This window comes from Secundilactobacillus angelensis, assembly GCF_012641075.1.
Classification (GTDB): domain Bacteria; phylum Bacillota; class Bacilli; order Lactobacillales; family Lactobacillaceae; genus Secundilactobacillus; species Secundilactobacillus angelensis.
Genome location: NZ_JAAXLJ010000001.1, coordinates 26,398 through 38,959, shown reverse-complemented (window position 1 = coordinate 38,959; position 12,562 = coordinate 26,398). Strand labels below are relative to the sequence as shown.

9 protein-coding genes and 1 pseudogene are annotated in these 12,562 nt (G+C 41.8%); 6 read left to right on the top strand and 4 right to left on the bottom strand.

All coding sequences use genetic code 11. The features are described 5' to 3' along the window. Window positions 1–24 precede the first annotated feature (24 nt). From phnX to HC026_RS00145, 5 genes and pseudogenes are all read left to right on the top strand, one after another. Window positions 25–771, top strand: a pseudogene (gene phnX / locus HC026_RS12775) (phosphonoacetaldehyde hydrolase); the annotation flags it as partial. 39 nt (window positions 772–810) lie between these two features. Then, complete coding sequence (gene phnW, locus HC026_RS12770) at window positions 811–1,920, top strand: 2-aminoethylphosphonate--pyruvate transaminase (protein WP_232843551.1); 1,110 nt, start codon at window positions 811–813, stop codon at window positions 1,918–1,920. A 503-nt stretch (window positions 1,921–2,423) separates the two neighbouring features. After that, complete coding sequence (locus tag HC026_RS00155; RefSeq protein WP_168923952.1) at window positions 2,424–3,818, top strand: sugar porter family MFS transporter; 1,395 nt, start codon at window positions 2,424–2,426, stop codon at window positions 3,816–3,818. Between the two features lie 174 nt (window positions 3,819–3,992). Then, entirely contained in the window at window positions 3,993–5,615 is a 1,623-nt protein-coding gene (locus tag HC026_RS00150) for an ABC-F family ATP-binding cassette domain-containing protein (RefSeq protein ID WP_168923951.1), read from the top strand. Between the two features lie 332 nt (window positions 5,616–5,947). Beyond that, the gene (locus HC026_RS00145; RefSeq protein ID WP_232843540.1) at window positions 5,948–9,307 is read left to right on the top strand and encodes a DUF5776 domain-containing protein; all 3,360 of its coding nucleotides are present in this window, start codon (window positions 5,948–5,950) and stop codon (window positions 9,305–9,307) included. A 44-nt stretch (window positions 9,308–9,351) separates the two neighbouring features. Here HC026_RS00145 and HC026_RS00140 read toward each other — a convergent pair whose 3' ends face one another. Continuing rightward, on the bottom strand, window positions 9,352–9,813 hold the full coding sequence (locus HC026_RS00140; protein WP_168923950.1) for a phage tail protein: 462 nt from the start codon (window positions 9,811–9,813) through the stop codon (window positions 9,352–9,354). Between the two features lie 253 nt (window positions 9,814–10,066). On the opposite strand from HC026_RS00140, the gene HC026_RS00135 reads away from it, so the two are divergent. Continuing rightward, a complete protein-coding gene (locus HC026_RS00135) occupies window positions 10,067–11,068 on the top strand; it encodes a LacI family DNA-binding transcriptional regulator (protein ID WP_168923949.1) in 1,002 nt (333 codons plus the stop codon). A gap of 111 nt (window positions 11,069–11,179) precedes the next feature. Here HC026_RS00135 and HC026_RS00130 read toward each other — a convergent pair whose 3' ends face one another. The 3 genes from HC026_RS00130 to HC026_RS00120 all read right to left on the bottom strand — a co-directional run bounded on the left by HC026_RS00130 (window position 11,180) and on the right by HC026_RS00120 (window position 12,448). Next, complete coding sequence (locus tag HC026_RS00130) at window positions 11,180–11,521, bottom strand: iron chaperone (protein ID WP_168923948.1); 342 nt, start codon at window positions 11,519–11,521, stop codon at window positions 11,180–11,182. A gap of 10 nt (window positions 11,522–11,531) precedes the next feature. After that, the gene (locus HC026_RS00125) at window positions 11,532–11,921 is read right to left on the bottom strand and encodes a GNAT family N-acetyltransferase (protein WP_168924090.1); all 390 of its coding nucleotides are present in this window, start codon (window positions 11,919–11,921) and stop codon (window positions 11,532–11,534) included. Window positions 11,922–12,166: 245 nt separating this feature from the next. Next, a complete protein-coding gene (locus HC026_RS00120) occupies window positions 12,167–12,448 on the bottom strand; it encodes a hypothetical protein (RefSeq protein ID WP_168923947.1) in 282 nt (93 codons plus the stop codon). Window positions 12,449–12,562: the final 114 nt, after the last annotated feature.

The following is a 12,562-nucleotide window of genomic DNA, read 5'->3' as shown; positions in this document are numbered from 1 at the left end:
AAAATCAAGCTGGAGGATTACTTTATGATTGAAGCCATTGTATTAGACTGGGCTGGTACGACTGTTGATTATGGCAGTCGCGCTCCCATCATTGCCTTTCAAAAAGCTTTTGCTCAATTCGATATTGAGTTAACCGAAGACACGATTCGTCAAGACGTTGGCTTGGATAAAATGACCCACGTTCGAAAAATTTTACAAACACCTGAAATTGCAAATTCTTGGGAGACTAAACACCCAACTGTTCCGCTGGCAAAAGCTGCAGAAGAAATTTACGCTCAGTTCCAAGTTGAAATTAACCGGGTATTAGCAGAAACGGCACAACTTAAACCAGGGATGACAGAATTAATCAAGTTTGCCAAGGCTCATCATATTCAACTAGCAACGACTACCGGCTACACTCAAGCAATGCTTGATCGAATTTTACCGTTAGCGTCAAAACAAGGATATGCCCCTCTCTATAACATCACATCAGAACAAACTAACCTCATAGGTCGCCCCAAGCCCGATATGGTTGAACTTGCAATGAAAAAGATGGGAATCTCCGACCCTTCTCACGTCATTAAAGTCGGTGATACAGTTAATGATATATTAGAAGGAAAAAGCGCTGGTACCATCTCGATTGGCGTTGTCGACGGTGGTAATCTCATCGGCCTATCCCAACAAGAAGTTGCTCACCTTAGCATTGAACAACGGGATCGTTATCATGCCCGAGCTACTGCAATTCTAAAAGAAGCTGGTGCTGACGAGATCATCAATAACATCGCTGACTTAATTCCCTTGATTGAATCAATTGATGATCAACAACACGAAATGCCGCTGTTACTTACGCCTGGCCCACTAACAACGAGTTTCACCGTTAAAGAGACGATGTTAGTTGATCACGGTACTTGGGATGACGATTACAAAGAACTGACACAATGGGTCCGTCGTGAGTTGGTTACTGTTGGTCATGCTTCAGAAGACGATTACACGGCCGTTTTAATGCAAGGGAGTGGTAGTTTCGGCGTAGAAGCTGCAATCGGTACTGCGGTTCCGAAAGAAAATGCCACCCTGCTCATTGCTGCCAATGGTGCATACGGTGAGCGGATGATTGAAATTGCTGATTATCTAGCTATTCCACACGTTGACCTCAAGGTAGACGAGGACCAGACAGTAACCTTAGATGCAGTTGAAAAAGCCTTAGCTGCCCACCCTGAAGTCACGCACTTCGCAATGGTTCATTGTGAAACCACTACTGGCATTTTAAATCCAATTGAATCCATCATCCCTGTACTTGCTGACAAAGGCATCATCACTTTAGTTGATGCGATGTCTAGTTTCGGCGGTGTCCCAATCGATTTAACCCAATTTAAAGTCGACTACCTGATTACCAGTTCTAATAAGTGTGTTCAAGGAGTCCCCGGTTTCAGCATTGTGTTAGCAAAAAAAAATACCCTGAGCACTACGGAGGGGAACGCCCGATCCTTAGCACTGGATCTATACGCACAATACCGTACCTTTGAAGATCATGATGGAAAATGGCGGTTTACTTCCCCAACTCACGTAGTTTACGCCTTTGCTGAAGCACTTCGCGAACTTGAACAAGAAGGTGGCGTTACAGCACGGACTCATCGATACCAGACAAACGAGACTCTCCTGCGTGAAGGCATGCAGAATCTTGGTTACGAATTAGTCATCGATAAGACCGTTCAATCGCCAATTATCACATCATTTAAGTTTCCAACCACTGACTTTAACTTCCGAGCATTTTATGAATACCTAAAAGATCGTGGCTTTATCATTTATCCCGGTAAGGTTTCCAAATGCGATAGTTTTAGGATTGGTAATATTGGTGAAGTTTCAGCAGATGATATCAGTCGGCTCCTTAACTTGATTAAAACTTATACTGAGGAAGAATTAAAAATACCAGTTAGTCGTTAACAAGGTGCCTAAGCAGAATAGCGATACTTGGTCTTAGAATGAATGGCCAACATTTTTTAAATTTTTAGACTAACTTATCAAAACACCGCCAATCTTTAATCCAGATTGGCGGTGTTTTCAGCTTTTTATGATTTATACTCTCCCTTGAGATCATGATTAGCAATCAACCTAATTCAACGTTAGGTCTGTTATAAAATTGTAAATCCTGAAAAAATTCAAAAAAATATTTCTGGGGTATACCAATTAGTACTTTTCTAACTTATAGTAACCATACCCAAAAAGTCAAACGTCGACTTGTGAACTTAACTCAGTTCATGGCAACTTATGTGACCAAGTTAACATGATTTCTCGGGCTTTTAACTTGATATAACTGTCACCCTATCCAAACTATGAAATCGCTTTAAATTCTAATTTATAGGCAATGTAAACGTTTGTGTTTTGTTGATAAAAGTTTACAATTGGGACTGTCAAAAAGCTATTATCATAAGTTAGGAGAGATTATCGTGCGTGTACGTCATTTGAGTACTTATTTTATTTTTACATTCGGCGCACTGGGTGGACTCTTATTTGGCTTTGATACCGGGATCATTTCGGGTGCTTCATCACTGATTGAGTCCGATTTCAGTCTAAACATTGAACAGACGGGTTTCATTACTTCATCTGTTTTGATTGGTTCCTCAGTTGGTGCATTGTCAATTGGATCTTTGTCGGATAAATTCGGGCGGAAGCGGCTTTTGCTAGTTGCTTCTATCCTATTCCTACTTGGTTCAGGACTATCAATGACTGCTTCAGGATTCGTCTCAATGATTGTCGCTCGAATCATTCTAGGGTTTGCCGTTGGTTCTGCTTCGGCATTAACACCAGCCTACCTAGCTGAACTCGCTGATGCGCCTCACCGTGGTTCACTTGGGACCATGTTCCAACTGATGGTTACTTTAGGTATCCTATTAGCCTACGTCTCAAACTTAGGTTTTCTCGGGCATAATTTGTTAGGAATCCGTGACTGGCGGTGGATGTTAGGGTCAGCATTGATCCCTGCTATCTGTTTGTTTGTCGGTTCATTAGTCTTACCAGAATCACCAAGATACTTGGTTGAAATGGGTAAAGTTGATGAAGCTAAAGAAGTCCTGCACGACTTACGTGCTAAGACTGATGAAGATCCTGATAAAGAATTAGCTGATATTCAAGCGGTTGCTAATCAACCAAAGGGCGGTCTTCACGAATTAATGACCTTCGCTCGTCCAGCTGTTTTAGTTGCCATTGGTTTAATGCTGTTGCAGCAATTAGTTGGGATTAACTCGGTTATCTACTTCTTACCACAAGTCTTCATTAAGGGATTTGGCTTTGCAGATGGCGACGCAATTTGGATCTCCGTCGGTATTGGTATCGTTAACTTCTTGTGCACGGTGCTTGCTTACAACATCATGGATAAGTTCAACCGTCGAACTATCTTGCTGTTTGGCTCGGTCGTCATGGCTGTTTCAATCATTGTACTTTCATTCTTAAACTTCACTTTAAGTGTGAAGGCAGCCGCTGTCCCTACCATGATTCTGATTGCAATCTACATTTTTGGCTTCGCGGTATCATGGGGCCCAATCTGCTGGTTAATGATTGGTGAAATTTTCCCACTGAACGTCCGTGGAGTTGGTAACTCAATTGGTTCAGCTGCTAACTGGATTGGTAACTTTATTGTTTCGCAATTCTTCTTAGTTCTGCTGGGCGCTTTCCACAACAATGTCGGTGGTCCGTTTGCTGTCTTTGGTTTCTTTGCCATCCTTTCAATCTTCTTCGTTATCTTTGCTGTTCCCGAAACCCGTGGGAAGTCCTTGGAAGAGATTGAAATGGAAATGCGGCATAAGGAAGCTGACAAAGAAGCTGCTAAAAAAACTGCAGATTAATTACCTCTTAAATTAAATATCGTGCACTCCCAGACGTATCAATCTAGGGGTGCTTTTTTGAGCAATAAGTATATTTCCCACCACTCTTAGATGGAAACTACCCAATAAATCTGATACTATATAGAAACTGATTCTCATTTCCCGATTTCGACAATAAAAAAGTGAGGTACTAACTTGTTAACTGTAACCAATGTGTCCATGAGTTTCTCGGACCGCAAACTGTATGATGACGTTAATTTAAAGTTTACTCCTGGCAACTGTTACGGCATTATTGGTGCTAACGGGGCCGGCAAGTCAACTTTTCTTAAAATTTTAGAGGGTCAATTGACACCCACTACTGGGACAATCTCAATGGGACCTAATGAGCGGATGAGTAGTTTAAAGCAAGATCACTTTGCTTTTGACGATCAAACCATCCTAAATACCGTGCTTCAGGGGCATGAACACCTGTACCAGGTCATGACTGAAAAGGACGCACTGTATGCAAAACCCGATTTTAGCGACGAAGATGGTATCAAAGCCGCTGAACTTGAAGGTGAATTTGCTGAAATGGACGGCTGGAACGCTGAAAGTGATGCTAGTCAATTACTACAATCCATGGGCATTCCAGAAGATCAACATCAATCATTAATGAAAGATCTGCCAGAAAGTCAAAAAATCAAAGTATTACTGGCACAGGCGTTGTTTGGTAAGCCAGATGTATTGCTGTTAGACGAACCTACCAACGGTCTGGATCCAATTACTATCAGCTGGTTAGAAAACTTTCTTGCTGACTATGAAAACACCGTCTTAGTTGTCAGCCATGACCGACACTTCTTGAACGCTGTATGTACGCACATGTGTGATGTGGACTTCGGTAAAATCCAACTCTTTGTTGGTAATTATGACTTCTGGCTGCAAAGTTCAGAACTAGCATTAAAACTACGAAACCAAGCTAATTCTAAGAAGGAAGAACAAATCAAACAGCTGCAAGACTTTATCGCCCGTTTCTCAGCAAACGCCTCAAAGTCGAAACAAGCGACTTCTCGGAAAAAGCAACTTGATAAGATTACCCTAGACGACATTAAACCTAGTTCACGGAAGTATCCATTTATCAAATTCACACCCGAACGTGAACTTGGAAACGACTTTTTACGGGTCGAAAACGTCAGCAAAGCTATTGATGGTCATCAAATCTTGAAAAACGTCAGCTTCATTCTCCGTCCTGGTGATAAAGCTGCCCTGATTTCTCGTTCTGATGTTACCACTAGCGTTCTGATGCAATTGCTGGCCGGTACCCTGGAACCTGATACAGGTTCAATCACTTGGGGTGTCACCACTAACCGTGCTTACATGCCTAAGGACTTAAACCCAGAGTTTAGTAACGATAAATTAAATATCCTGGAATGGCTTCGTCAATATGCCAGCAAAGAAGAAAGTGATAACACCTTCCTTCGTGGCTTCCTTGGTCAAATGCTCTTCAAAGGTGACGAAGTTCTAAAAGAAGTTCCCGTTCTTTCTGGTGGTGAGAAGGTTCGTAGCTATCTCTCCAAGCTGATGCTTAGCAAAGCCAACGTCCTTTTACTGGATGATCCCACCAATCATTTAGACTTGGAAAGTATCACGAGTTTAAACGATGCGTTGATTGATTTTAGTGGCTCTATGGTCTTTACCAGCCATGACCACGAGTTCATTCAAACCATTGCCAACCACATTGTAGAAGTTGGTCCTAAAGGTGTCGTTGACCGTGCCGATACCACCTACGATGACTTCATGGCCCACGAAGTCGCCCAAGCACAGGTAGCGGATATTTATTAATAAAATGAGCCCAATCACAGTTTTAGTGGTTGGGCTTGTTTGCGTCTAAAAATCATTTTGACTGGGCCCTAATTAAAGCTTCCTCAAGCCACCCTCACCCATCCGTATGACTGGGTTTGATCAGGTACCATATCACAGAGTTGATAACAACGGTGGTCTTGCAGGTTTAAGTATCTAAAATCACACTTGAATATTGCACTTATTCTATAAATCAGCTAAAAAACTACTAAACTCATACAGCGCTTTTACAATTATCACTCAAATTTTTACACGCGATTGATAATCTAATTTCGTAACGTTGTGTTACAAAATTAGAGATGGAGTTGATTGATTTGAAACCCCGAGTTATTGCGAGTGTCCTATTATGTTCAGCAACATTAATGTCAGTTGCCGTTCCTTCAGTTACAGCAGCCGCTGCAACTGATCCGGTAACAACAGCTAGCCGAGCTGTGCAGCCAACTGACTTACCAAAAAGCTATGCTGATTTTAGCTTTGAAGGTCTCGGCGTACTGGATACACAAGGCCAATTTAAATCCTTTGATATGGTTGGCCGCCCTATCATTGCCAACAGTCCAGATATTAAAGGAAATGTGGCGATAATGACTGGTTCCACAGCTTTTAAAACACCAGTGTCAGCTGATCAATATAAAGATTTAGAAAATGGACTCACAATGGAAGCCTTCTTCAAATATAACCAGAATGCACCCCTTTCAGGTGAGCGAGATATTTTCTCCAACCAACAAGGTGGCGGTGTCGGCATTGGGGTCGATAATGGTAAATTAACCTTCTTCGCCCATGTAGACGGTACTTATCGTCAACCTAGCACTCCTCTGAAAACGGGTAAGTGGATCCACGCCGTTGGGGTATTCGATAAAAAAGGCCACGCCGTTAAACTTTACGTGAACGGAAAACTGATCGATCAAAAGCCAATCACGAATGGCGATATTAAATGGGCCCAAGGAGATAAAGCCCATAATTTGGTTATCGGCGGTGACAGTAAATCCGACGGTGGCGTGGAATCATTTATGAACGGTCGAGTCCGGACTGCACGCCTTTATGACCACGCTTTGAGTGATAGTGAAGTCGCTAATTTAAACAACACCGCTCAATCTCTTGTCACCAAAACATCTGAAAATGTAGAACAGTCCTTTGAATCACGTCTTGTCGGTCCCGCCGAAGTGGTTGCTGGTCATGCCTACGACTTAAACGTGCATACGAAACAGAATAGCACCGGCGATATTGATACGGTCAGTTACGATGTTGCTTACGACGCAGATAAATTTGACTATGTTGATATTTTGAACGGTCAAAGGTCCACTGTGAAGAAAGTTAAAGATGGTCTGTTACACTTTGAAACTAACCGGGATCTATCAACAGCAGACTTTAAAAATTACGGTCAAACCCGATTAGCTAATATCAAGTTCAAAGCTAAATCTTTAGCCCCAGGCCAATCAACCACTGCTCAATTTAAAATTCAAAACATCAAAGCCTCTATGAATGGCAAACCAGTTTCTAACGTCCAAATGTCTAGTAACACCCAATCCGTCAACATCCACAGCCAGGAAACCAATGACTACAACGGTGACGGGATCATTGGGGCTGGAGATATCGCCTTAGCCCCCGCCGACAAAAGAGCAGAAGTTGCGAAAGATGCGGTTATCCGGCCCTATAAGCACGTGATTGTTTTGACTACTGATGGCGGTGGCAACCCTTGGGATCCAAATGGGATGTACTATGCTAAGGATAACAACACCGATCCCCAATGGACGACTAACCCTGCTATCCTCAAGAAGCGGCAAAATACTTACACGATGGATCTATTCAATAAGCGTTTTGCAATGAGCACAACAGCCGAGGCGGTAGTACCAACGATTTCGGCCCAAAACTACATCTCCATGCTTCATGGCCTCCCTTGGAAGGACTTACCAACGGATTATCAATACACCAACGCCTCTTCAGGGCAGTATTATTTCAATGACTTTGGGAAAGCAACACCTCAATTTCCATCCGTTTTCAAGGTATTACAAGCGGCAAATCCCAACCAGAGTGCTGCAGCATTTTCTGAATGGGGTAACATTTTAAACGGGATCACAGAACCAGACGCCACAGTGGATAAAAATGGTTCAGTCGCTTGGAAGTCATTTGACGATGTCGCTAACTACATTGGAACAAATGACTTCAATAACACTGCCCTCACTTACATGCAGAGTGATCAAATGGATCACCAGGGACATGGTAACGGCTGGTTCAATGATGCTTACTGGGCAAATTACGCCAAGTACGATGACCTGTTCAAAAAAGTCATGGACAAGCTGGAAGCTACCGGACACTCACACGATACCTTAGTGATTGCTAATGCCGATCATGGTGGTTGGAAAACTGATCATGGTCAAAATACAGAGGCTCCGAATACCAACATTTTTATTGGTCTTGGTGGTGAAACCATTGATAGTGGCCGACGTCTCCATGGTGGTAGCAATGCCGATATTAGCTCATTGATCTTACATGCGCTTCAAGTTCAACAGCCAAAATCAATGACTGGTAAAGTTTTCGATTCTTCAGCATTTCTGGCACAAACTGAGCTTGCTAAAAAACACCGAAATGTTGAAACAGTTACCTTGAAATCAACACCTAATCAAGCACAAATTTTGTTGAAAACTAAAGCAGAAAATCAACTACGATCAGCAGACTTACGAATCAATTTAGCAGGTCGAACTGTCGACAAGATTGTGACACAAAAAGGAACTTCGATTCTCCGCCAAACCGTTGAGAATGGGGTTCTCACACTCACTTTAGGGTTTGAAAATCAGCCTAAAAATGGCCCACTAGCGCACATTAAATTTAACAAAGCTAGCAAGTCCACTACCCCAGTGAAAATCGCCGAAGCAATGGTCGGGAGCGATAAGGGTAAAGAAATTCTGGTTGATTTAATTAATAAAACCGCTGGCCAAGATGATGCCGATGCAAGCAATAATACTGGATCTGATAACGGCAATCACTCAGATGGAAACAAGCCTAACCAACCAGGTAACTCCGATGGTACTCAGCCGGGAACGGGCCAGGGTGACACTAACAGTAACAGCAACAGCAACCATGACAATCACCAGTCGACTAACTCTGAAGATGGCAATCACTCTGACGTGAACAAACCTGACCAATCTGGAAACTCCAATAACACTGCTCCAGGAACTGATAAACCAGATCATGGTCACAGCAGCCTCAAAACCGAGGTTAAGGGACACAAGTGGTATGCCATGAAGAAAATTGGTTTCTACAAAAATACTACCTTTGCCAAAAGGAATCGACTAAATTGGTTTAAAACTGTGAAACAGCAAAAATGGGCGCAATTTAGTTTCCTAAAGCGGGTTAATACCAAGCAAGGTTACCGTTATAAAGTAAAAGATATAAATAAAAAGTCCGCTACGTTTAACCAGGTTGGTTATATCACCGGCAACAAACACTATGTTACAGCTGCTGAGTACACAACTAAGCCCCATCAAGTTAAAGTCATTAATTCCCATGGGATTAATGCGTACCGTGACTTCAACGCCACACACAAGTCTAAACACTATCGAGCAAAGAAAGTTTTGAAAATTAAAACTATCTCAATTCGAGGAAATAAAGTGCGTTTGCAACTAGCAAACGGGACCTTTATCACCGCAGACAAACATGATGTTCAAGCAATAAAGTAATACCAAAAAACGTCAATTCAGGTTGAACCTGAGTTGACGTTTTATTAATGCTCTTGTTTAATTTTAAAATAACTCCCACGAATAGTCCCTGCTAGCTTGGACCGCTGACGTGCAAATTTAAATTTATCAGCTAGTTCTTCCGGTACTTCCATACCATCCGAAAGTTTAAACCCAACCGCACGCTTACCGTCTGGATCTAAAGCATACATCACGTTAATAGCTAACCCACTTTCGTAGAAAACATAGGTCCACTTAGTTCCCTCAACTTCAAACTGCGCGACTTCCAGTGGCTTAGATTGGATCTTTAAATCTCGTTCTGCTAGGACGTCATTCACATATGCCACTAGTTCTGGATGATCTCGTGCTGGTTCAGTCACGTATTCATGTTTATACTTGTTCCAAAAATAGCGCGCTTCATTGGCTCGTAAACCTGCTAACGCTGGTGCGACTGGTGACGTTTCTAAACCAACTTGCTCGACATTTTTAAAATCAACTTTATAACTCATTATTGATACCCCATTTATCTAATTTTCATTCAATCAGGCAACGAAATCACCCCAAAGTATAAAGGTTTTAACTTAAAATTGCTATCTCATAATCAAAAATGTTCCACATGAAACATTTTATAACAACAACTCTGTTTTCTTCATATCAAGGGGCTTTCTCCAAATTAGAATATGTTAATTACGTTAAATCCCTACTATTTCCGCGTTTTAAGGTCGATAATAAAACTAGAGACTTTTTTCGAGGACTGACGACATGACATTAGATGACAGAGTCACAATTAAAGACATTGCTAAAACGACCCAACTCTCTGTTGCGACAGTCTCACGAATCCTTCATAAGAAAGGTCAGCACAGCAGTCAGACCGTTAAACGGGTCACTGAAACTGCTAATAAAATGGGCTATGTCCGCAATACCTCCGCCGCTGACTTAGTCAATCAGAAAAGCCGCATTGTTGCAGTTATCGTATCTAACACTAAATCCAACTTTAGCGAGCATATCATTGATGCCATTGAATCAACAGCTGATGAAGATGACCTTAACGTATTTATCCTTCATGCAGGAACTCGCAATGAACAGTCACAGCTTAAAGCCATTAGAACCGTGATTGAACGTGCGGTAATGGGTATTATTCTGGTCTCATTGGAACTTGATGATGAAGTCCTGTCAATTCTTGATAGCACCAGTATCCCCAGCATTTGTCTGTCCACCTCTGTTAAGGACGGTGTCATCCCCTTCGTCACTTCTGACAACTATCAAATGGGCTACTCAGCGACTCAACTCATGATTGATAAAGGCCACACAAAAATCGGAATAGCGGGAGTCCCTTCAAATGGTGCGATTAGCCAGCGGATTGCAGGCTATTTGCAGTGCATGGCCGATCATCATTTAAAAGTAAGCCAAACCTGGATTCAATACGGAACCTGTACCTATGCCGATGGTGACAGCGCTTGGAAACTTTTTGCTAAGAATCGAGAAATTACCTGTGTAATTTGCGCCAGCGACCTCACAGCAATTAGCATGCTCAACGCCATTACGGAATCCGGCCTCAAAGTTCCAGATGATATTAGTCTTGTCAGTTTCGACGGAACAGAACTGGTAGATATGGTTCGACCGCGAATTACCAGTATTAGCCAATCCTTTTATGAAATGGGATTAGCTGGTATCAAGTATCTGACAGATGGTAAACCAATTCAGAGGGAATACCTTCCATTTAAGACAGTTGAACGCGAATCTACACGTCGCCTGCGCAACTAATTACGACAAGATTGTAAAAACACCGCTATTTTTAATAAATGACGGTGTTTTTGTGTCTCGTAAATTCAATGTAGAAATGGAAGTTTCAGCACTTATATCGGCAAATATCACTCAGCTTTGCTGAACGACTTCAAGACGATGTTTTGCCATTCTAACGATTAACTGCTCAGGTAGCGGCTCATCATAGCTCAAATGCCAACTTCCCTTTGTGGTAACATAGTTCGTCAGCTCGGCAGCAAAGTAGGAAATTCCTTCATTGGTGGGATAAATGCCAATGTGGTGCTTACTGGCTCCAAAATAAATTACCGGTTTAGGCTGGAAAAAAGTGGGCATCCCGTAAGAAATTCTCTCCTCAGCATCTGGCAGAACCTGTTTCAATAGATCGTACAAGTTCATTAATTGTGGTTGTATTTCTTGTGGCTGTTTCTGAATATAATCGACAATCACACTCATTACGTATCCCCTATTCCATTACTTGTAATTCCATATCAATGTGTGGAATTCCATCTTCTAAATAGACGTCTGAAGTTGGTTTAAACCCAAAGGATTCATAAAACTTTTGCAGATAGCTCTGACCAGCAATTTTGATATTATTTCCCGGGAAATCTTCCTTGATTTCTTCAATTGTGGCGCTGACAATTTCACGACCAAGATGCTGCTTGCGAAATTCTTTGACCACTAGTACCCTACCAAAATTGATATAATTACGATTAGGATTTCGATAGATACGGGTGTAAGCTGCCAACTTCCCATCCACACGCAGAATCATGTGAATGGCGTTATCATCTTGATCATCAATTTCTTGATAATAACATTCCTGTTCAACCACGAAGACCTTAACACGGGCTTTCATGATCTCAAGCAGTTCCGGTACTGATAATTCTGAGGTCTTCTTGACACTTAGTTTCACAATGGTCCCTCCATTCCACTCTCAATCTAATGGCCATAACTTTCGAACTTGAATTTTAATGGCATTATAGCATAGTAAGTGTATCTAGCTTAGCACTTAATGCCCTAGATTGTCGGATTTCGACTCAACAAAAAAACGTACCATTAGAGTATTCATCCAATGATACGTCGTCCTTATTTCAAGTTCAATTATGGCTCTGACACCAACCAATCATCATCCGTTTGTGGCTCTGCAACCAGCCATCCGTTATCCAGTAACTGATGGTACCGTCGCCCAACTGGTACCCATATTCTTGCATTCAATATACTTCGCAATTCGTCCCAAAATAAAGGATCGTCGCGTTCGTTATCAGAGAGATTGATATGGAGATAGTCGCCGTTTTCGGTTTTCGCGATTACAAAGGGATAGAAGACCTTCGTAATCTGTGCCGCAACAATGTTAATCATTTTAGAATCGTGGTCAAGTAGCATATACTTCACACTCCTTATCTTTGAAACTAAAATCAGTATAAAATCTAGAACTTAATTAAAGCCAAAAAGAAAGTTGAGAAAGGTTTAAGAAGAGATTGAATTAAATCGTCCCAT